Here is a 19,938-nt window from a genome sequence, read left to right on the forward strand (position 1 = left end):
GGCAGCGCAGCCGTACTAGGGCGCCAACACCACGGTGGCTAGAGCTAGCGCCCGGAGCCGAGGCGACGGCCCTCGCGGTACGGGCGCCGGATCATGCCTGCGGCGTACCGCTGGAGCTAGTGCGATGTAGTACGGCCCTTAGAGGGCGAGGAGAGTTGGGGCGAGGGTTTGCCATTCGGCTATCGGCTGGGGGCCCGTGACGCCGGTGATGACGTTGATGGCTACGTGGTCGACGCCGGCTGCGTGGTGCTCCTGCAGTTTGGCGGCGATCGCGTCTGGCGCACCCCAGGCGGCCAGTGTGTCCACCATCGCGTCCGGTAAGTCGGCAAGGTCACTGTCGCTGAACCCCTGGCGTTTCAGCGACGCCGCATAGCTGGGGATCGTGGTGAAGAAGCTGATCGTGTTGCGGGCAATCGAGCGCGCCCGGGCGGGGTCTGTCTCCAGTACGACGAGGTGGTTGACCGCGAGGAGCTTGTCGGGCCCCAGGAGCTGCCGCGCTTCGGCTGCGTACGACGGTGTGATCAGGAACGGGTAGACGCCTTCGCTGCGGTCGCGGGCGAGTTCCAGCATGCGGGGGCCGAGTGCGGCGAGTAGGCGCCGCTCTGTCGGTACTGCGGTCAGCTGGTCGAGGTACGCGTTCAGGGTGGCAAGCGGCTTCGGGCCGTGGGCGCCGCCGAGCCCTACGGTGAAGCGGCCGGGGTCGGATGCTTCCAGTTGCTCGTATGTCGCCGCGACGTCGTCGGCGGTATAGGTATCCACCGCGAGGATCCCGCTGATGAACTGGATCGAGTTGGTGGCGCCGACCAGGTCGACGATCGTCTGCAGACCGGGGAGCGGGCCACCCGAGAGCCAGATGGCGGGATACCCGAGGTCTTCGGCGGCCGCTGCCGCTGCGAGGGACTCTGGCGAGCTGTTGAGGCCGGTAGCGATCCCGATCGGGCCGAGCGCGAGATTGGTCACGTCGCCAGCCTAGGAACCCGAGCCAAAGTGGTCGGTGGGGTGAGGGAAGGCGGGCTGGACGCCAGGGTGGTCGGTTGTGGGGTGGGGAAGGCGTGGTGTTCGGTGGGGTGAGGAAGGTGTGGTGGACGTCAAGGTGGTCGGCGGAGTGAAGGAGGGCGCGGTGGAGGTCAAGGTGGTCGGTGGGGGAAAGACGCGGTGGGGGATCTGTTGTATCGAGATGCAGTGCGGAGAGGTCGATTCCCGGTCGGGGGGATGGATCCCGTACACTCTTGGCTGGTTCCCCGCGTGGCGGTATCTCGCCCAACTCCCCCAGGGCCGGAAGGCAGCAAGGGTAAGTGAGCTCTTCCGGGTGCGCGGGGAATCCTTATGTCCGGACCCTGTCGCTCTGACCGGAACTCCGCACTACCCGCCGCTCCTGGCCGGCCCGAAGTTCGCCGCCGCCGTCCCACCTTTCCGCCTCGAGGCGACCGCGGATCCCGCGAGCCAGACCGGCCTCGCCCGGGCCTCCGGCCGGCGAAATATGCTGGCGCCGAACAGTCGCGTCGACGAGGGAGCCTGATGAGCGAGGACCGCCGGTATCTGCAGGAGCTGATCATCGACGAGCTCGGGGTGACCCCGTCTTTCGACGTCGATGTGGAGATCGAGCGCCGCCTCAACTTCCTGGCCGACCGGCTCAGGGTCTCCGGCGCCTCGACGTACGTGCTGGGGATCAGCGGCGGCGTCGATTCCAGTACTGCGGGTCGCCTCTGCCAGCTCGCGGTCGAGCGGGTCCGCGCGGCCGGCGGGAACGCGAGCTTCGTCGCGATGCGGCTGCCGTACGGCGTACAGGCTGATGAGGTGGATGCTCAGCGGGCACTCGAGTTCATCCAGCCGGACGAGACGCTCACGGTCGACGTGAAGCCGGCGACGGACGCAATGGTTGACTCGGTCAAGCATTCTGATCTCGGTGCGCGGGCCGACTTCCACACCGGGAACATCAAGGCGCGGCAGCGGATGATCGCCCAGTACGTCGTCGCCGGTGCGCGCGGCGGGCTCGTGGTCGGGACGGATCACGCGGCCGAGGCGGTGATGGGGTTCTTCACGAAGTACGGCGATGGTGCGTGCGATCTGACACCGCTGTCGGGGCTGACCAAGCGGCGCGTTCGGGCGGTCGGTGAGCGGCTCGGCGCGTCCGCCCAGATCACCGGCAAGGTGCCGACCGCTGACCTGGAGACGAACAACCCGGGCCTGCCCGACGAGCAGGCCCTCGGCGTCACCTACGACCAGATCGACGACTTCCTCGAAGGCCACCAGATCGACGACAAGGCCGCCGAGATCATCATCGCCACCCACCGCCGCACCACCCACAAACGAGCAGTTCCGTACGCCGTCTGATCCCGTACGCCGGTTAGCTGATTCGGGCGGCGATGGTGTCGGCGCAGGTCAGTGCGTCTGTGGTGGTGGTGTCGACCTCGAAGTCGTAGGTGACTCCCTTGTGGACGATCTCCGCCTGCAGGGCAGCCATGCCGGCCGTTCGGTCGCCTCGGGCGAGTTCGCGGGCGGCTGCGGTTTCGGGGTCGCAGCGCACGCCCACCCACAGCACGTCGAGGCCGTCCAGTTGTGCGCGAGTGCGCTGCTGGGACTCGGCGCCGCCGAGGAATACGTCGTCGAAGATGATCCGGGCGCCCGCGCGGGCCATGCGGCGATGCCGGTCATCCAGGCGGCCTCGAGCTCGCGGAAGCCCGCGCCCACCTCGACCTCACCACGCTCACCGAACGCGATGCCGGAGCCGACCTCCGATCCGTCACCGGAGTCGACAGCCGAGTCGGTGCCGGGGTCGGACAGCAAGGTTGGGGGTAGCGCGTCGACGAGGTCGTCGACGCCCAGGCTGAGCCACGGCTGCGGCAGGATCGCCTGCAGAGCTCGGCTGATCCCCGTCTTGCCGGAGCTGGAGCCGCCGTTCAGCACGATTACCTGGGTTGCCACTGGTAAGAGCCCTCCGCCATTGATCCGTTGCCGAATTGTCCCAACCAACCGCGCCGCCCGCAGGTGATTAATCAACGATGAAGGACGTCACGAGTTCGGCGTACTCCGCCGGACGCTCCGCGTGGACGAAATGGCCCGCCCCCTCGTAGTACTGGTAGACGCCCCCAGCGACGGTGGACCGGAAAAGCGCGATCTCCTCCGGGCTGGTGACCGGGTCGAATCCGCCCTTGATCAGCAGCGCCGGCTGCGTCAGCCGCTCCAAGTAGGGCAACAGCGACTCGGAGAATCCCGGCGTCTTGGTGATCTCCGTCGCGAAGCGCCCGGCCCGGCTCTGGATCTCGTCCGGCAGGCTGTCCGCAGGCAGCACCAGGTCGCGCGACGCGGGGCCGAGGTACATCTCCATCCGGCGGTCGCCGAGCCGGTGCAGAATGCCGGTTCGCTGCTCCCACATCTCGGCCGTCGCCGGCCCCTCGTACGCCAGCAGCTCGTCCACCCCGTCGTCCAGCCCGAGCTCCCGCAGCAGCGGAAGTCCGCCCAGGACCAGCGTCTTGGTGGCCAGAACCATGTCCCACGGCGGATTCTCGAAGATCACCTTGCTGACGGTCTCGGGATGCGTCGCGGCATACCGGAGCGCCAGCCGGGCCGCCGTACGAGTGACCCAGGATCGACCACTCACTGATGCCGAGCGCGGAGCGAAGGGCCTCCAAGTCCTCGATCAGTGAGTCCTCGGTGACCGGTCCGTCGAGCGGATCCGAGTGCTGGACCCCGCGCTGGTCCAGCCCGATCAGGTCGAGCTGAGCAGACAACCGATCGCCCTGGAAGGACATGAAGTCGTACGAACCGGAGCCCGGGCCGCCGTGGAGATAGAGCAACGGCGGCGCACCAGCGGCGCCGCGACGATCGACGTACAGGCGGGTCCCGCGAATCTCCATCAACATGTACCGAAGAGTAAATCGGCCTAGGGTGACTGGACACCAAACATTTGGAGCGCTGATGGTCGACTTCTCGCTCAGTGAGGAACAGCAGGCGATCCGGGAGACGACGCGCGAGTTCGTCCGCCGGGAACTGATGCCACTGGAGAACGAAGTACTGCGGCGGGAACGCGAAGGCCTTCCGGGCGTCGAGCCGGAGCAGATCCGGGACCTGCGATTGAAGGCGAAGTCGTTCGGGTTCTGGGGTCTGAGTACGCCGGAGGAGTACGGCGGGATGGATCTGTCGGCCGTCGACCAGGCGCTGATCACGAGCGAGCTCGGCCGGACTTTCGTACCGTTCTCGTTCGGAGGCGAGGCCGACAACATCCTCTTCGAGAGCAACGAGGAGCAGCGCAAGGAGTACCTGCTCCCGACCATCTCCGGCGAGCGCAAGTCCTGCTTCGCGATCACGGAACCGGGCGCCGGCTCGGACACCCGCGCCATCCGTACGACGGCCCGCCGCGACGGCGACGACTGGGTGATCCGCGGCGAGAAGACCTTCATCACCGGCGGGAACGAGGCCGATTTCGCGATCGTCATCGCGGTCACCGACGCCGACAAGGGCTCGAAGGGCGGCTTCACCGCGTTCCTGGTCGATCGGGATCGCGGCTGGACCTCGGACCCGATCGTCACGATGGGCCAGGCAGTTCCCGCGACGCTGAACTTCGACGACGTACGGGTGCCCGGCGACCATGTGCTCGGCGAGATCGGCCAGGGCTACGAGCTGGCGATGCGATGGATCATGAAGGGCCGGTTCATCATCCCGGCGCGCGGGATCGGCGCCTGTGAACGCCTGCTGCAGTTGGCGATCGAGCATGCGACGACGCGGCGTACCTTCGGCAACGCGATCGGCGACAACCAGGCGATCCAGTGGATGATCGCGGACTCCGAGGTCGAACTGGAAGCGGCTCGCTGGCTCGTCCTGTACGCCGCGTGGACGGTGGATCAGGGTCGGCATCCCCAGCACGACAGTGCGATCGCCAAGCTCTACGGCACCAACACCGTGAACCGGGTGGCGGACCGGGTGCTGCAGATCCATGGCGGCATGGGCTACACCAAGGAGTTGCCGATCGAGCGCTGGTTCCGTGAGGTCAGGCTCTGGCGCATCTTCGAGGGCACCGACGAGATGCAGCGGTTGATCATCTCCCGCGACCTGCTCCGCGGTTACCGGAAGCCGGGCGCTCACTTCAGCTGATGTACTGCGGACCGCCGGCACTCACCATCCGAGCCCCGGCCCCACTTCTGTCGGTCGGAGGTCGACAGAGGTCAGGCCGAACGGGCGGTTGGTGAGTGCCGGCGGTCCGGGTCTCAGGCGGCTCGGCTGAGTTGCGCGATCCTGTTGGCCAACCGGTCCAGCCGTACTGCGGCGATGCCTCGGTAGGCGGGACGCAGTACGGCGGACAGCGGGCCGGAGTGCTCGAAGGAATGCGTGACCGAGTTGCCCGGGCCGAGGATCCAGCTGCCCGTCTCGTGGAAGCCCGGGACCTGCCAGCTCACGTCGATCCGGTCGGTCTCGATCGCTGTGTACTCGAGATGCCCGGTCAACCCCGGCCGGACCCGGAGTACGTAGCGCACCCCGACGGTCGCATCGGCCGGACCGTCGACGGAGAGGAATGCCTCGTTCCACTCCGGCAGCGAGAGTGCGTCCAGCAACGCGTGACGGATCGCGGCCGGGTCGGCGGGGATGTGCGAAACGGCTTGTTCCATGGCTACTTCTCCTGTTCGGTAGCGCGCCGGCGAGCCAGTGCTTCGCCGGCGGGAAAGCCCCCGGCGACAGCTCGCAGCGTGTGGAGGGTCGCGTCGGCGCGTTGGCCGGCGACGAGTCGGTCGATCGTCTTGTGCAGGACCTCTTCGGCAGCCACGATGCGGCGGCACAGCGCCCTGCCCTGCTTGGTGAGGCTCAGGGCGAGGTAGCGGCGGTCGTCCTTGTCGATGTCGCGGTGGATCAGCCCCTGCGCGACCAGGCGGTCCACGAGGCGGCTGGGACTGTTGCCGGTCTCGCACACCAGCAGTCCGCCGAGGGCGTTCAGCGTGAGCGGGCCGTGGTCGCGGAGGACGCGCAGCACTTCGCCTTGTGACGGGGTGATCCCGAGCGGCTTGAGCTCGGCGGCGAGCAGGCGGTTGCCCTCGCGCTGGATCGCCAGCACCAAGTACCGCAGCTCTTCCGCGACCTTCATGGCAGATAGATTACACGACACGTATGTCGTGTCAACTATTGCTGAACCAGCAGAGATCGGTTCGGGACGAGGTCTTCTTCGGGGCGCTGAGGACCGGGATGACCGTGCGCCGGTACGGGTACGCTTGCCGGCCCGAGGTCGAGCAGTTGGCTGCGAAAGTCTCCGGAAAGTGGCGAGATGAGGCAACGACTGCCGGTCGGGTTCAGGGTGAGTGCAGACACGGTGCAGTACGAGGTCATGGCCAACATGACACCGGTGCTGGCATTGTGGCTGCATGAAGGGTCTGATGCAGGACTTCCAGCTGTCCCTTGACACCATCTTCCGTCGCGCCGAGCAGTACTACTCGGACAAGACGGTCTACACGGGCGGGCCGGCGCCCACCCTGACGACGTACGGCGAGTGGGCGGAGCGGACCAGACGCCTGGGCGGGGTGCTCGACACGCTGGGTGTCAGCTCGGACGGACGGGTCGGCACGTTCGCCTGGAACTCCGGCCGCCACCTCGAGCTGTACTTCGCGGCGCCGTGCACCGGGCGGGTCCTGCACACCCTGAACATCAGGCTCTTCCCCGACCAGGTCGTCTACATCGCGAACCACGCCGAGGACGAGGTGGTGTTCGTCGACCGCTCGCTGCTCGGGTTGTTCCTGCCGCTGCTCGACCGGCTCCCGCTGGTCCGGTATGTCGTGGTGATGGACGACCTGCCGGCCGGGGCTCCCGGGGTGGAGATCCCTGTGGACGACCGGTTCCACGACTACGAGGAACTCCTGGCGGCCGCCTCGCCGGTCGAATTCCACGTCCAGGACGAGAACCAGGCCGCGGCCATGTGCTACACGAGCGGTACGACGGGGAATCCGAAGGGCGTCGTCTACTCCCACCGATCCACCTGGCTGCATTCGATCGGCGTGCTCACCAACGCGGCGATCGGGCTGGCCGAGACCGACACGGTGATGCCGGTGGTGCCGATGTTCCATGCGAACGCCTGGGGACTGGCCCATGCGGCGCCGATGGCCGGCGCGAGCCTGGTGTTCCCTGGTCCGGACATGTCTCCCAAGGGCATTCTCAAGCTGCTGCAGGAGCGCGAAGTCACGCTGACCGCGGGTGTGCCGACCATCTGGCAGGGGCTGCTCCCGCTGCTGGACGGAGTCGACCTGCCGAAGCTGCGGCGAATCCCGTGCGGAGGTTCCGCGGTGCCGAAGGCGCTGTCCGAGGCGTTCCGGGCGAAGCTGGGCATTCCGATCCTGCAGGCGTGGGGCATGACCGAGACGAGCCCGGTCGCCACGGCATCGCACGTCCCCGCTCGGTACGCCGATATCCCGGAGGACGAGCAAGCCGACCTTCGGGCACGGCAGGGCCTTCCGCTGCCTGGCGTGGAGGTCCGGATCGTCGAGCCTGGTTCGATCACACCGCTGCCCTGGAACGACGAGGCCACCGGCGAGCTGCAGGTGCGCGGACCGTGGATCGCCGCCGAGTACTACCGGCCCGATGACGGTGCCGAGCTGAACACCGAGGACGGCTGGATGAAGACCGGCGACGTGGCCGCGATCGACCAGTTCGGGTCCGTCCGGCTGGTCGACCGGACGAAGGATCTGGTCAAGTCCGGCGGCGAATGGATCAGCTCGGTGGAGTTGGAGAACCTGCTGATGGGTCACCCCGCTATCAAGGAGGCGGCCGTCATCGGCGTACCGCATCCCAAGTGGGACGAGCGGCCGCTGGCGTGCGTAGTGCTGGAGGAAGGGTCGACGGTCACCGGCGAGGAGATCCTGGCCTACCTCGAGCCGCTCGTCGCGAAGTGGTGGCTGCCAGATGCGGTCGAGTTCATCGAGGAGGTGCCGAAGACTTCGGTGGGCAAGTTCTCGAAAAAGGACCTTCGAACGCGGTTCGCGGACTACCACCTGGGCTGATGTGGCCTGGACACCGATCATCGGTAGGGTGCGGTCACATGCGAGGCATCATCCTGGCCGGCGGTTCCGGCACGCGACTGCATCCACTCACCATGGCTGCCAGCAAGCAGTTGCTGCCGGTGTACGACAAGCCGATGATCTACTACCCGCTGTCCACGTTGATGCTGGCGAACATCCGCGAGGTGCTCGTCATCACCACCCCGGACGACGCCGCTCAGTTCCAGCGGCTGCTCGGCGACGGGTCGCAGTTCGGGATGGACATCACGTACGCCGTGCAGCCGAGCCCGGACGGACTCGCCCAGGCCTTCCTGATCGGTGAGTCCTTCATCGGCTCCGAGCCGGTCGCGCTGGCACTCGGCGACAACATCTTCTACGGCCCGGGTCTCGGGATCCGGCTGCAGACGTTCAACGAGGTCGACGGCGGGGTCGTGTTCGCCTACCGCGTGGCCGATCCGAGCGCGTACGGTGTGGTCGAGTTCGATGCGGAAGGGCGCGCGCTCAGCATCGAGGAGAAGCCCGCCGAGCCGAAGAGCAACTACGCCGTACCGGGGCTGTACTTCTACTCCAGCGACGTGATCGAGATCGCCAAGGAGATCAAGCCTTCCGCCCGGGGTGAGTTGGAGATCTCGTCGATCAACGACGCCTATCTGCAGGCGAACAGGCTCCAGGTCGAGGTGCTGCCGCGCGGTACGGCGTGGCTGGACACGGGCACGTTCGACTCGTTGATGTCGGCCGGCGAGTTCGTCCGCGCGGTCGAAGTACGGCAGGGCCAGAAGATCAGCTGCCCGGAGGAAATCGCCTGGCGCCGCGGCTTCATCGACGACGCCGGCCTGCAGGAACGCGCCGACTCGCTGGCCAAGTCCGGCTACGGCAACTATCTCCGCGGCCTGCTCGAAGAAGCCGGCAAACTCTCCTAGCCTGAACCACCGCGCGTCCGGCCCCGCCCCACCTCTTTTCGGATGTAACTGTTCCGGTGGCTGGTGGTAGCAGGCCTGGGCGGGTTTTGTCCGCGGGCGGCGCTAGGGTTGCGGTCGTGGAAGCACCCCTTGCGTTGTACCGCCGATATCGCCCGGAGACGTTCTCCGAGGTGATCGGGCAGGACCATGTCACCGTTCCGCTGCGGAACGCGCTGAGCAACAACCGGGTGAACCACGCCTACCTGTTCTCCGGCCCGCGCGGCTGTGGCAAGACCACCAGCGCCCGGATCCTGGCCCGCGCGATCAACTGCGAGAAGGGCCCGATCGCCGAGCCGTGCGGGGTCTGCAAGTCCTGCACGGACCTGGCCCGCGGCGGCCCCGGCAGCCTCGACGTGATCGAGATCGACGCCGCCTCGCACGGTGGTGTCGACGACGCGCGCGACCTGCGCGAGCGGGCGTTCTTCGCGCCGGTCGAGAGCCGCTACAAGATCTACATCATCGACGAGGCGCACATGGTGACCACGCAGGGCTTCAACGCTCTGCTGAAGCTGGTCGAGGAGCCACCGCCGCACCTCAAGTTCATCTTCGCCACCACCGAGCCGGACAAGGTGATCGGGACGATCCGGTCCCGGACCCACCACTACCCGTTCCGCTTGGTCCCGCCGAAGGCACTGGCCGAGTACATGTCGACCCTGTGCACCGCCGAGGGCGTCACGATCGAGCCGGCCGCGCTGCCGCTGGTGGTGCGCGCCGGTGCCGGGTCCGTGCGTGACTCGCTGAGCGTGCTCGACCAGCTGATCGGTGGTGCCGACGCGGAGGGTGTCACCTATCGGCTGGCGGTCCAACTGCTCGGGTTCACCCCGGATTCGCTGCTGGACGCCTGCGTGGATGGGTTCGCGGCGCATGACAGCAGGGCCGTTTTCGAGACCGTCGAGAAGGTGATCGAAACCGGCCAGGATCCGAAGCGCTTCGCCGAGGACCTGCTCCGCCGGCTGCGTGACCTGGTAGTTCTGTCAGCGGTACCGAACGCGGTGGCCTCCGGCCTGATCGAAGCAGCCGAGGACCAGGGCGAGCGCCTGCAGACCCAGGCTGCCGGCATAGGCCCAGCGGAGCTGACGCGCGCTGCCGACATCGTCGCGGCCGGATTGCTGGAGATGCGTGGCGCCACGGCACCACGACTCCAACTCGAACTGATCTGCGCCAAGGTCCTGCTCCCAGGCGCCGACGACTCCACCAACGGCATCCAGGCCCGTCTGGACCGAATGGAACGCCGCCTCACCATCGGAGTCCCAGCCGGTACTGCGAGCGCCCCCGCGCAGATGGCCCAGGCCGCCCCCGCGCCTGCGGCTCCCGCCCACGCCACCGGACCCGCAGCTCCGCAGGGCGGTCAGGCGAACCCGGCACCGCAAAACGCGCCGGGCGGTCAGGCAGCTGGCGCCGCGCACGGGACAGCCGACGGTCAGAACGCGCCCAACAGTCAAACTGCCCCCGGCGGCCAATCCGCGCCGGGCGGTCAATCCGCGCCCGGTAGTCAGATGTCGGGTGGTCAGGCTGGGCCTGGTGAACAGACGTTGGGTCAGGCTGGGCCTGGTGGTCAGACGTTGGGTGGTCAGATTGCGCCCGGTAGTCAGACGTCGGGTGGTCAGACTGGGCTCGGTGGACAGGCTGCGCCTGGCGGTCAGGTGCCGGGTGGGCAGTCAGCAGCCGGGCAGGGGGCTTCCGGCTCCGGCGATTCGGGTGCGACGCTGGCTTCGCCGGCTGGTGTTTCGGCTGGCTCGACTCGTGACGGTTCCACCGCGGGTGGCTCCGCTGGTGCAGGCGGATCAGTTGGCTCCGGCGTGTCTGGTGCCGGCGGACCTGGTGCTGGCGGATCTGGTGCTGGCGGGTCGGCTGGGGCGGATGGTGGTCGGTCGGGTGCTTGGCCGGACGAGTCAGCGGCTGCTCAGCAGGCCACGGGTCATTCCGCCGCGGCAGCCTCGACCATTCCTGCTGCGCCGGCAGCTTCGTCTGTTCCGGCGCCTCCCGCGCCTAGTGCTCAGGCTCCCGCAGCCGCGGCGCCTGCTGCCGTGCCTGCATCCTCCGGCTCGGTCGGCCTTGCTGATGTCCGGCGGTTGTGGCCGGAGATTCTCGAAGCGGTGAAGAGCAAGCGCCGTTTCGCCTGGATCATGCTCAGCCAGAACGCCCAGGTCATCGCGATCGACGAACAGATCCTGACTCTGGGTCTGGTCAACGCCGGCGCCCGGGAGAGCTTCGCCCGCTCCGGCAGCGACGAGATCCTCCGGCAGGCGATGATCGACACCATCGGCCTCACCCGCCGGGTAGAAGCTGTCGTCGACCCGTCCGCCGACCCCGGCGCAGGCTCCTCAGCCTCCCCGCCCGGCCCGCCGAGCGCGCCGTCGTCCTCCTGGGATTCCCCACCAGCCTCCAGCGGCCAGTACCAGCAGCCCCGCACCACCCCAACCGGCGGCGGCTACACAGCACCCGGCCACGACGCTCAGTCCTCCGCCCCGGCCGACCAATCGTCGGCCACCCCCCAGAACCACGCTTCCGGCGGATCCCATCCCGGGGGCCCCGCAGACCAGCAGAACCCCGCCTTCGCCGCAGACCAGAACGGTGCCCCAGACACATCCAGCAACGCCCCAGGCACATCCCCAAGTAACGCCCCCGGTTCATCCCAGAGCAACCCCGCGGGCACGTCGCAGAGCAGCCCCTCGGGCATGCAGAGCAGCGCCCCGGGCACGCAGAGCAACGGCCCAGGCATGGAGAACAACTCCCCGGGCGCATCTCAGGGCAATGGTGCCGGTGGCTCCGGAGGCGCGTTCGGTGTGTCCGCGGACAACGCTCTCGGTGCCTCCGGGCAACCGCAGCACAACGCGGGCGGATCTCCTCAGAACAACTCAGCCAGCGGATCTGCTCAGGACAACTCACCCGGCGGATCTGCTGGGGACAACTCATCCGGCGGATCTGCTGGGGACAACTCATCCGGCGGAGCTGCTCGGGACAACTCACCCGGCGGGCTCCAGAATCACTCGTCCGCTGACCAGCGTCCGTCCGCAGACCTCGCGAACCAATCAGTTGCCGCCGCGTCCGACCAGCACTCCGACGCCCCGCGCGCCGGAGTCGCAGTACAGGACAGACCTGTAGGCGTTCCCGATGTACCGGCTGCTCCCCAAGCCGGCCAGCAGGCGGGCGGACCGCCTGCGCCATCCGCAACCCCCGACCGCCCGGCTGCGGGTCGCGAACAAACCGCCAGCAAGCGCCGGGCCGCCGAAGCAGCCGTAGCCGCGGAACAGGCCAGCCGCGCCGCGCTCGCCCCGGTCAACGAAGCCCCGCTGACCCCCGAGGAAGAAGCCGAAGCGATCGGCGAGGACGACGTCGTCCTCGAAGAGGACTCCCGCAGCCACACCGACCTCCTCCGCGACACCCTCGGCGCCCAGATAATCACCGAAGAAACCAACTAACCCCCACCAGCACCTCGAAGGGCATGCCGGACCGGCGCTGAGGTACTAGGAGGGGTGCAGGGCAGCGCCGGGCACTCATCACCCAGCGGTCCGCGGCTGCCTAACGGGTGCGTCCGGCGCCCATGCGCTGGGAGCGCGGCGCTCCGAGCACCCGCCACCCGATGGCCCGTGCTGTCTCGCGGCGTGGCCGACCGGCGCTGAGGTGCTGGGAGCGGGCGGCGCTCCCGAGCGCCCGCCACCCGATGGCCCGTGCTGTCTCGCGGCGTGGCCGACCGGCGCTGAGGTGCTGGGAGCGGGCGGCGCTCCCGAGCGCCCGCCACCCGATGGCCCGTGCTGCTTCGCGGCGTGGTCGACCGGCGCTGAGGTGCTGGGAGGGCGCCGGCAACTTCTGCGCCCATCGCCCCGTTGCCGCGCAGCACCGGTCGAGGCGGTCACCTCGCCCAGGCACCCGCGGCCGGACGCGGGCGTACCGGGCCGCCCGCGGGCCAGCGGCCAGCGGCCCGCGGCTGTCTGACGGTAGTACCTCCCGGCGCGCGGTTGGGTGCGGAGGGCGCGTCCGACGGCCGGCCGGCCGGCCGCCGCTGGCGTGGCGTGGCGTGGCGTGGCGGTGGCGGTGGCGTGGCGTGGCTTGGCTTGGGGTGGGGTGGGGAGTTGGGGATAAGTGGTGTGGGTCTGGGGTGGCGGGAGCGCGGGGGTCGGGACGGTGTGTGGGGGGTCATCCACAGATGGTGGGGTGGGTTGTGGAGGGGTGGTCAGGGTGGGGCAGGCTCGGCGTGTGGGGATGTCCACAGGCTGTGGATAAAGGTGTCCACAAGGTGTGGAGAAGGCTTGGGAGACTTATCGGTTTCCGGCGGTATGGTGGCTCGCGGTGGGGATGTCCGGGGGACCGGATAGGCTCGGGTCAACCGAAAGCAGGGAGATCGCGGTGTTTGACGGTGGCGGGGCGGAGGGTGGCGGGGGCTTCGACATGTCCGAGCTGCTCGCGCAGGCGCAGGCGATGCAGAGCCAGCTGATGGAAGCTCAGGCCAACCTGGAGAACCAGGAGGTCGAGGGCACCGCCGGTGGCGGCCTGGTGACCGCGCTGGTTTCCGGCACCGGTGAGCTGCTCAGCCTGACGATCAAGCCGCAGGCGGTCGACAAGGACGACACCGAGACGCTGGCCGACCTCATCGTCGCCGCGGTCCGGGACGCTTCGGAGAACGCCAAGGAGGTCGCGGCCCGGGCAATGGGCCCGCTGGCCGGCGGTCTCGGCGGCGGCGGACTGCCCGGTCTGGGCGGCGGTCCGACCTCCGGTGGCAGCAGCGGCCCGCTGGGGTTCACCCGACCGGGCGAGCCCGGTCAGAACTCAGGCTGACGTGTACGAAGGGGCCGTCCAGGACCTGATCGACGAGCTCGGCCGGCTCCCCGGGGTCGGTCCGAAGTCCGCGCAACGCATCGCCTTTCATCTGCTGTCCGCCGACGAGACCGACGTACGCCGGCTCGCGCACGTGCTGGTGCAGGTGAAGGAGAAGGTCAAGTTCTGTGAGATCTGCGGCAACGTCTCGGAGGAGACGCTGTGCCGGATCTGCCGCGACCCGCGTCGCGACCTCGCCTTGATCTGCGTGGTCGAGGAAGCCAAGGACGTCGTGGCGGTCGAGCGGACCCGCGAGTTCCGCGGCCGCTATCACGTCCTCGGCGGCGCGATCTCGCCGATCGAGGGGATCGGTCCGGACGAGTTGCGGATCAGGGAACTGATGCAGCGGCTCGCCAGCGGTGAGGTGACCGAGATCATCCTGGCCACCGATCCGAACTTGGAAGGTGAGGCGACAGCCACCTACCTGAGCCGGTTGCTCAGGCCCATGGGGTTGCGCGTCACCCGTTTGGCTAGTGGACTTCCAGTAGGCGGTGACCTCGAGTACGCCGACGAGGTCACACTCGGACGGGCGTTTGAAGGGCGACGATCGATCGATGACTGATTCAACCGATATTGCGGAACGTGCATTGACCACCGATTCCGAAGACCTGACCGAGTTCGCGGAACAGATCGCGGACCAGGTCCAGAGCTTCCTGATCTCGGTGCGCGACATCGCCGCGCAGCCCGATGAGGACGGCGTCGACGAGGGTCTGGCATCGCTGCCGTACCTGCTGCTCGAGGTGAGCCAGTTGCTGCTCGCGGGCGGCCGATTGGGCGCGTTCGAGGACTTCGTGCCGGAGGAGCGCTTCGAGAGCGACGCTGGTCCGGATCCGGATCTGGACGCGATGCGCGACCGGCTGGCGATCCTGTTCGAGGGCCTCGACGAGTACGCCGAGGTCTTCGACCCGTACGCCGCGCCGCCGGAGATCACCGTCAACCGGCTCTCCGACGACCTCACCGCGATCGCCACGGACCTGGTCCACGGCCTCGCCCACTACGAAGAAGGCCGCGTCATCGAGGCACTCTGGTGGTGGCAGTTCTCCTACGTCTCCACCTGGGGCGCGGCGGCGAGCGCGGTATTGCGCGCCATCCAGTCCCTGATCGCGCACGACCGCCTCGAGCCGGCCCACGACGCAGAGACCGAGGCCACGGACCGCGAGCTGGTAGAGGTAGCCGAAGAAGCAGTCCAGCGCCGCTGACGAGCAGAGTGAACGGGCTGGTGTCTGTTCATGAGGTGGTCCGGCAACTACCGGACATCAGTACGGTTCGGCGGGTGAGCCGGGCGTTGGCTGTGCTGGATCTGGTGTTGTGTGCGGAGCCGGAGAGCCGGTACTACGTGTTCGATGCACGCTGGTCGGACACGGAGGAAGCGGCTCTGATGGACAACGGGTCGGGGGACGCGTATTCCATCGTGTTCTCGCCCGCCGGGGTCTACGCGCGCGGGTTCAGTCATGAGTCGCCGATGTCGCCGTACGGCAACGAGTTCGGGCATACCTGGCCGGGGCTGTTCGACGGGTTGCCGGCGGAGTTCGAAGAGACGATGGACGAGCCGGCCTTTGCCGACGAGGACGGGCGGCGGCTCGTGACGACGTGCTTCTGGCGGCGTACCGAGGACGCGGAATGGTCCTGCGGGCCGGTCGAGAACGTGATCGACGACGGGGCAGGCAAGTTGTTCGAGCTTCTCACGGACCCGCGTCCCGAGGCTTACCTGACCTTCGCCGAGGACCACTACGAACGAGCCCTCGATCTCGAGGCAGTCCGCCACGTCTACGCCCTCATGCCGCTGAGCGAATACGTCGTCACCTCACTGAACCGCGAACGCCAACTCGGCGACCTCACCGAGGAGATCGCCGAGATCGGCTATCCGAGGTCCTGAAGCGTCAGGCCTGCCGGCGTTGGGGGATCACAGGAGGATCGAGCGGACTCCGATCCAGCCGATCCACAAGGTACGACGGCAATCGCAAAGACAAATGACCGATTGGCTGTCAACAAGCGTCAGGACGCCAGCGGAAACCCGCTCGATAGTCACCCGCGCGGCTGGAGCCAGCTCTCTACACCGGCAAGGCCGGTCGCGATCAACTCGGCGGGCGCGTCACTGGTCTCGAGCGAGGTCCGCGCGATGTCGGCCAACTGCTCGTCCGACAGCCCCATCTCGGTCCGCGCCCGCGAGTACTCGTCGTACAGGCCGACGCCGAACATCAACGGATCGTCGGAGCCGAGCGAGCACCGGACACCGGCGGCCAGCAAGGCCGGCAGCGGGTGCTCGGCCAGCGACGGCACGATGCCGAGCAACAGGTTCGAGGTCGGGCAGACGTCGAGTGAGACCCCGCGAGCGGCCAGAAACTCCAGTACTGCGGGGTCCTCGGCGGCGCGGACGCCATGCGCGATCCGGGTGGCGCCGAGGTCCTCCGCGGCGGAGCGGACGTCGTCCGGACCGGAGAGTTCACCGGCATGGGGAGCCGCCGTCAGGCCGGCCTCGCGGGCAATCGCGAACGCCTTGGCATAGGCGGCGGCCGGCGCGACGGTGTCGTTCCCGGTCATCCCGAGGGCGTGCACGCCGCGGCCCGCATAGCGCGCCGCGTACCGCGCAAGGTCCTCAGCCGCTTCCGGCGTGCCGTGCCGGGAAGCCGCCATCGTCAGCCCGAAGCCCACCCCGTACTCCGAACCAGCGGCGAACCCCTCGGACAGCACGAGCTCCATCACCTCGTCGGGTTCGCCGAGCGGACTGAAGACATGCGGATTGAAATGCCCTTGGACCCAGACACCTCCATCAGCGGCAACGTCCGCGACGATCTCCCGCACCATCCGACGCATGTTCTCCGGTCGCGCGGTACACAGGTCGAAGGCGGCCTGAAAGAGCCGTTGGAACTCGGTGAAGCTCCCGAAAACGCGGGGATCCGGAGTCTCGATCCCTTCGGCGACGGCCAGCTCCGCCATCGTCGTCTGCCGCATCGCTCCGAGTAGATGGATATGCAGTTCGGCCTTCGGCAACAGCCGAAGATCCCGGTCCCCAGTATGCCTCATCAAGTCACTCTAGTCGACCCTCCGGAAACGCCAAACTCTTTATCCACAAGGGAAAATTCAGTCCGGAAGCATCGGGACAGTCAGCCCCTGATCGCGGCCGAGAAGGGTCCCGCGAGTGACGGCGTTGGAGCCGAATCTGTCCCGGAGTTGGTCCAATGCGCTGTCCAACTCGTCGTTGGCTGCCTTGTCGTACGGGAGCGCCAGTTGCAAGGTCGCCTCGTTCTCCAGGTTGCCGACCGAGATGCCGACCATCGTGATGCCCTGCTTCTCGATCATCGGCCGGGCCGCCGCCATCAACGATCGCGCGGTGATCAGGATCGCCCGTGTCTGACCGGTTGCCTGCGGCAATGTATGTGACCGGGTGGCCCGGCTGAAGTCGTCGAACCGCAACCGCAGGGTGACCGTCCGGCCGGCTCGTTCCGCCGACCGCATCCGCCGGGTGACCCGATCCACCAATCCGGCCAGCACGGCGTCCAGTGTCTCCGCGGACTTGGGCGACCTCCCGAGTGCACGCTGGGAGCCGATCGACCGACGCCGCTTGCCGACCTCGATCGGGCGCGGATCGCGGTTGTGAGCCAGCGCGTGCAGATGCCGCCCCGATGCCCGGCCGAGCATCGCGATCAACGCCGCCTCCGGCAGGATCGCCACATCCCCGACGGTGGTCAGCCCGCGGTTGCGCAGCTTCTCCGCGGTCACCTCGCCGACGCCCCAAAGCCGCTCGACCGCCAACGGATGCAGGAATTCCAGCTCCCCGTCCGGTGGCACCACCAGCAACCCGTCCGGCTTCGCGACCCCGCTGGCCACCTTCGCCAGGAACTTCGTCCGGGCCACGCCGACCGTGATCGGCAGGCCGACGCGAGCCAGCACCTCGGCCCGCAGCCGCCGCGCGATGTCGATCGGTGGGCCGGCGATCTTGCGCAGCCCGCCGACATCGAGGAACGCCTCGTCGATCGACAAGCCCTCGACCAGTGGCGTGGTGTCCTCGAACACCTTGAAGACCGCCTTGCTGGCTTCGGAGTACGCCGACATTCGTGGCTGGACGATGATCGCGCCCGGGCAACGGCGGAGCGCCTGGCCGCCGTTCATCGCAGTACGGACGCCGTAGGCCTTCGCTTCGTAGCTGCAGGCGAGCACGACGCCGGCACCGACGATCACCGGGCGGCCGCGCAGGCGCGGGTCGTCGCGCTGCTCGACCGACGCGTAGAACGCGTCCAGATCGGCATGCAGGATCTCCGCCTCCAAACCTGATGACACGAACATATGTTCGCATAATCATCACCGAATCCACTAGTGATCGCGGCCGGGCCGACTAGGGAGAAATGCTGAGGCGAACTGTCGGTGCGACAGGACAGAATGCAAGTTATGGACCTGTCGAGCTATCGCCTGCTGTGGAAGAACCGGCCGGTCATGACCCTGATGGGAGCGGCCCTGCTGGCGCGACTCCCGGTGATGGCGGCGCTGGTCCCGGTGTCCTTCCTGGCCAAGGACGCCGCCGGCAACTTCGGCTGGGCCGGTGTCGTCGCCGGTGCCTATTCAGTCGGTATGGCGATAGGCGGGCCCATCTGGTCCAGGCTTGCCGACCGGCGAGGCGGCCGGTGGGTCGTCATCGGCACCGGAGTCGCCTGGGGTGTGGGGATGGCAGTGCTCGCCCTGCTGCCGAGCGACTGGTACAGGTTGATGCCGGTCATCACAGCGCTCACCGGGATCGTCGTAGCGCCTGTCACCGCGACCTGTCGAGCTGCGTGGCCGCGACTGGTCCAGGGGACTCAGTTGCGCACGGTGTACGCGCTGGACGCGACTGCGCAGGAGGTGGTCTTCTCTGTCGGCCCGATGCTGGGCGCTCTTGCCGTCAGCTTCGCCAACCCGCGCGCCGGCGTGCTGGCTGCTGCCGTGCTGGCCGGTGGATCGATCTGGTGGTTCGGGTTGCGGCAGCCGCCGGCACTCGCACATGACGAGTCCGCGGGTGCTCGGCTGACCGCGCCACAGTTGCTCTGGCATCGGCACAGGTTGCCGCTGATCCTCTCCTTCGGCTTGTGCGTGACCGCATTCGCATCAGTCTCGCTGGGCATCGTGGCCTTCGCTGACGACCACGGCAACAGATTGATCGCAGGTGTACTCGAGACCGTCTGGGCGATCGGCAGTCTGCTCGGCGGGCTGGTGATGGGTGCACTCCCCGGCAAGCGCGACTCGTACGTCTGGCGCCGGGCTCTGCTGGTCTCGCTCGGGATGCTGTGTTGCGTCTTCGCTACCCGGTCGACGGTGTCGCTCGCTATCGGCCTGCTGCTGGCCGGCTGCGTGCTGGCGCCGACAGTCGGTGCCATGTACGAGCGCCTCGGTGCGCTGACTCCCGACTCGGTCCGGACCGAGGTCTTCGGCTGGATGACGAGTATCGGGATGGTCGGCGGTGCGGTCGGCTCCTCGGTCGCGGGCCAGGTGGTCGAGTCGCTCGGCGTCGAGTACGTCTGGGTTCTCGCCGCCGTCCTGACCTTCCTGGCGGCGGCCACCATGTTCCGGATCCCGCCCCACCACCCCGCCTCGGAGGAGCTGATCCCCGAGGCGGCGGTGGCGATCTGAGCGGTTCAGGTTTGACCTGAACGTTCAGGCCGGGCGGTAGACGGTGTGCAGTACGCCGGTGGTGAACGTGGTGCTCGAGACCAATTCGAGCGGCTGGGTCTCGCCCTCGTCGAACAACCGCTGGCCGTGCCCGACGGCGATCGGGTGAACGAGCAGGTGCAGCTCGTCCAGCACCTTCGCCCGAAGCAGTGAGCGCACCAAGGTGACGCTGCCGACCGTGTTGATGTCACGGCCCGGCTGGCTCTTCATCTCAGTCAGAGTCTCGAGCGGATCGCCCGTCAGCAGCGTCGAGTTCTGCCACTCGTCGACGCTGTCCAGCGTGCTGGACACGACCAGCTTCTGGGTGTCGTTCATCTGGGCGGCCATCTCTTCGTCGGGGCCGACGTTCGGCCAGTAGCCGGCGAACATCTGGTACGTGTTGCGGCCCAGCAGCATCGTGTCCGCGGCCTCGGACAGCGAGCCGACGACGGCGCCCATCTCGTCGTTGAAGTACGGGAAGTGCCAGGTCTCGGGTGCTTCGACGACTCCGTCGAGCGAGATGAACAGCCCGGCGACGATCTTCCTCATTGTGATCTCCTCATCGGTGTCGGCTGGTT

Annotated in this window: 16 protein-coding genes, 1 other RNA gene and 3 pseudogenes; 11 read left to right on the forward strand and 9 right to left on the reverse strand. The window is 68.1% G+C overall.

Annotated elements, in window-relative coordinates:
* Nucleotides 1–138: 138 nt before the first annotated feature.
* Nucleotides 139–960, reverse strand: a complete 822-nt coding sequence (locus tag F1D05_RS22790) for a TIGR03620 family F420-dependent LLM class oxidoreductase (protein ID WP_185442256.1) — start codon at nucleotides 958–960, stop codon at nucleotides 139–141.
* Nucleotides 961–1,232: 272 nt separating this feature from the next.
* Between F1D05_RS22790 and ffs the strand changes: the two genes are divergently transcribed.
* Both ffs and nadE read left to right on the forward strand, forming a co-directional pair.
* Nucleotides 1,233–1,329, forward strand: an RNA gene (gene ffs, locus F1D05_RS22795) — signal recognition particle sRNA small type.
* A 189-nt stretch (nucleotides 1,330–1,518) separates the two neighbouring features.
* A complete protein-coding gene (gene nadE, locus F1D05_RS22800; protein ID WP_185442258.1) occupies nucleotides 1,519–2,334 on the forward strand; it encodes an ammonia-dependent NAD(+) synthetase in 816 nt (271 codons plus the stop codon).
* A gap of 13 nt (nucleotides 2,335–2,347) precedes the next feature.
* On the opposite strand, the pseudogene F1D05_RS43115 reads toward nadE, so the two are convergent.
* The 3 genes and pseudogenes from F1D05_RS43115 to F1D05_RS43120 form a co-directional block, all read right to left on the reverse strand.
* Nucleotides 2,348–2,925 (reverse strand): annotated as a pseudogene (locus F1D05_RS43115) (chloramphenicol phosphotransferase CPT family protein).
* Nucleotides 2,926–2,992: 67 nt separating this feature from the next.
* Nucleotides 2,993–3,601, reverse strand: a complete 609-nt coding sequence (locus tag F1D05_RS22810) for an alpha/beta hydrolase (RefSeq protein WP_219732958.1) — start codon at nucleotides 3,599–3,601, stop codon at nucleotides 2,993–2,995.
* Nucleotides 3,602–3,623: 22 nt separating this feature from the next.
* Nucleotides 3,624–3,863 (reverse strand): annotated as a pseudogene (locus F1D05_RS43120) (alpha/beta fold hydrolase); the annotation flags it as partial.
* A 55-nt stretch (nucleotides 3,864–3,918) separates the two neighbouring features.
* Here F1D05_RS43120 and F1D05_RS22815 point away from each other — a divergent pair.
* Nucleotides 3,919–5,091 carry an acyl-CoA dehydrogenase family protein gene (locus tag F1D05_RS22815; RefSeq protein ID WP_185442262.1) on the forward strand — a complete coding sequence of 391 codons (1,173 nt, stop codon included), beginning with the start codon at nucleotides 3,919–3,921 and terminating at the stop codon, nucleotides 5,089–5,091.
* A gap of 113 nt (nucleotides 5,092–5,204) precedes the next feature.
* On the opposite strand, the gene F1D05_RS22820 is transcribed toward F1D05_RS22815, so the two are convergent.
* On the reverse strand, nucleotides 5,205–5,603 hold the full coding sequence (locus F1D05_RS22820; protein WP_185442264.1) for an SRPBCC family protein: 399 nt from the start codon (nucleotides 5,601–5,603) through the stop codon (nucleotides 5,205–5,207).
* Nucleotides 5,604–5,605: 2 nt separating this feature from the next.
* Nucleotides 5,606–6,073, reverse strand: coding sequence for a MarR family winged helix-turn-helix transcriptional regulator (locus F1D05_RS22825; RefSeq protein ID WP_185442266.1), 468 nt, complete (start codon nucleotides 6,071–6,073; stop codon nucleotides 5,606–5,608).
* Between the two features lie 274 nt (nucleotides 6,074–6,347).
* Between F1D05_RS22825 and F1D05_RS22830 the strand changes: the two genes are divergently transcribed.
* From F1D05_RS22830 to F1D05_RS22860, 7 genes and pseudogenes are all read left to right on the forward strand, one after another.
* Complete coding sequence (locus F1D05_RS22830; protein ID WP_185442268.1) at nucleotides 6,348–7,973, forward strand: long-chain fatty acid--CoA ligase; 1,626 nt, start codon at nucleotides 6,348–6,350, stop codon at nucleotides 7,971–7,973.
* A 38-nt stretch (nucleotides 7,974–8,011) separates the two neighbouring features.
* Nucleotides 8,012–8,890: a glucose-1-phosphate thymidylyltransferase RfbA gene (gene rfbA / locus F1D05_RS22835; RefSeq protein ID WP_185442270.1), complete on the forward strand. Its 879-nt coding sequence runs from the start codon at nucleotides 8,012–8,014 to the stop codon at nucleotides 8,888–8,890.
* An 86-nt stretch (nucleotides 8,891–8,976) separates the two neighbouring features.
* A pseudogene (locus tag F1D05_RS39025) lies at nucleotides 8,977–10,479 on the forward strand (DNA polymerase III subunit gamma and tau); the annotation flags it as partial.
* A gap of 2,839 nt (nucleotides 10,480–13,318) precedes the next feature.
* Entirely contained in the window at nucleotides 13,319–13,705 is a 387-nt protein-coding gene (locus F1D05_RS22845; protein ID WP_185449323.1) for a YbaB/EbfC family nucleoid-associated protein, read from the forward strand.
* Nucleotide 13,706: 1 nt separating this feature from the next.
* Nucleotides 13,707–14,306 (forward strand): recombination mediator RecR, encoded by a 600-nt coding sequence (gene recR, locus F1D05_RS22850; RefSeq protein ID WP_185442274.1) that lies wholly within the window; start codon nucleotides 13,707–13,709, stop codon nucleotides 14,304–14,306.
* Nucleotides 14,299–14,943, forward strand: coding sequence for a DUF5063 domain-containing protein (locus F1D05_RS22855; RefSeq protein WP_185442276.1), 645 nt, complete (start codon nucleotides 14,299–14,301; stop codon nucleotides 14,941–14,943). Before recR ends, F1D05_RS22855 begins: the two co-directional genes overlap by 8 nt.
* A 20-nt stretch (nucleotides 14,944–14,963) precedes the next feature.
* Nucleotides 14,964–15,620 (forward strand): hypothetical protein, encoded by a 657-nt coding sequence (locus F1D05_RS22860; RefSeq protein WP_185442278.1) that lies wholly within the window; start codon nucleotides 14,964–14,966, stop codon nucleotides 15,618–15,620.
* Between the two features lie 149 nt (nucleotides 15,621–15,769).
* Here the strand turns inward: F1D05_RS22860 and add are convergent, their stop codons facing one another.
* Both add and dinB read right to left on the reverse strand, forming a co-directional pair.
* Nucleotides 15,770–16,768, reverse strand: a complete 999-nt coding sequence (add, locus tag F1D05_RS22865; RefSeq protein WP_185442279.1) for an adenosine deaminase — start codon at nucleotides 16,766–16,768, stop codon at nucleotides 15,770–15,772.
* 57 nt (nucleotides 16,769–16,825) lie between these two features.
* A complete protein-coding gene (dinB, locus tag F1D05_RS22870) occupies nucleotides 16,826–18,028 on the reverse strand; it encodes a DNA polymerase IV (RefSeq protein ID WP_185442281.1) in 1,203 nt (400 codons plus the stop codon).
* Between the two features lie 102 nt (nucleotides 18,029–18,130).
* Between dinB and F1D05_RS22875 the strand changes: the two genes are divergently transcribed.
* The gene (locus F1D05_RS22875) at nucleotides 18,131–19,342 is read left to right on the forward strand and encodes an MFS transporter (RefSeq protein WP_246485876.1); all 1,212 of its coding nucleotides are present in this window, start codon (nucleotides 18,131–18,133) and stop codon (nucleotides 19,340–19,342) included.
* Nucleotides 19,343–19,366: 24 nt separating this feature from the next.
* Here F1D05_RS22875 and F1D05_RS22880 read toward each other — a convergent pair whose 3' ends face one another.
* Nucleotides 19,367–19,909, reverse strand: coding sequence for a dihydrofolate reductase family protein (locus tag F1D05_RS22880; protein WP_185442285.1), 543 nt, complete (start codon nucleotides 19,907–19,909; stop codon nucleotides 19,367–19,369).
* Between the last annotated feature and the right edge of the window lie 29 nt (nucleotides 19,910–19,938).

The sequence above is a fragment of the Kribbella qitaiheensis genome (assembly GCF_014217565.1).
Taxonomy (GTDB): Bacteria; Actinomycetota; Actinomycetes; order Propionibacteriales; family Kribbellaceae; genus Kribbella; species Kribbella qitaiheensis_A.

Bases quoted from the DNA above. Each gene is read 5' to 3' on its own strand.
- nadE (WP_185442258.1), top strand. From the start codon at position 1,519: ATGAGCGAGGACCGCCGGTATCTGCAGGAGCTGATCATCGACGAGCTC.
- F1D05_RS22815 (WP_185442262.1), top strand. From the start codon at position 3,919: ATGGTCGACTTCTCGCTCAGTGAGGAACAGCAGGCGATCCGGGAGACG.
- F1D05_RS22820 (WP_185442264.1), bottom strand. From the start codon at position 5,603: ATGGAACAAGCCGTTTCGCACATCCCCGCCGACCCGGCCGCGATCCGT.
- F1D05_RS22825 (WP_185442266.1), bottom strand. From the start codon at position 6,073: ATGAAGGTCGCGGAAGAGCTGCGGTACTTGGTGCTGGCGATCCAGCGC.
- F1D05_RS22830 (WP_185442268.1), top strand. From the start codon at position 6,348: ATGAAGGGTCTGATGCAGGACTTCCAGCTGTCCCTTGACACCATCTTC.
- rfbA (WP_185442270.1), top strand. From the start codon at position 8,012: ATGCGAGGCATCATCCTGGCCGGCGGTTCCGGCACGCGACTGCATCCA.
- F1D05_RS22845 (WP_185449323.1), top strand. From the start codon at position 13,319: ATGTCCGAGCTGCTCGCGCAGGCGCAGGCGATGCAGAGCCAGCTGATG.
- F1D05_RS22855 (WP_185442276.1), top strand. From the start codon at position 14,299: ATGACTGATTCAACCGATATTGCGGAACGTGCATTGACCACCGATTCC.
- add (WP_185442279.1), bottom strand. From the start codon at position 16,768: ATGAGGCATACTGGGGACCGGGATCTTCGGCTGTTGCCGAAGGCCGAA.
- dinB (WP_185442281.1), bottom strand. From the start codon at position 18,028: ATGTTCGTGTCATCAGGTTTGGAGGCGGAGATCCTGCATGCCGATCTG.
- F1D05_RS22875 (WP_246485876.1), top strand. From the start codon at position 18,131: ATGGACCTGTCGAGCTATCGCCTGCTGTGGAAGAACCGGCCGGTCATG.
- F1D05_RS22880 (WP_185442285.1), bottom strand. From the start codon at position 19,909: ATGAGGAAGATCGTCGCCGGGCTGTTCATCTCGCTCGACGGAGTCGTC.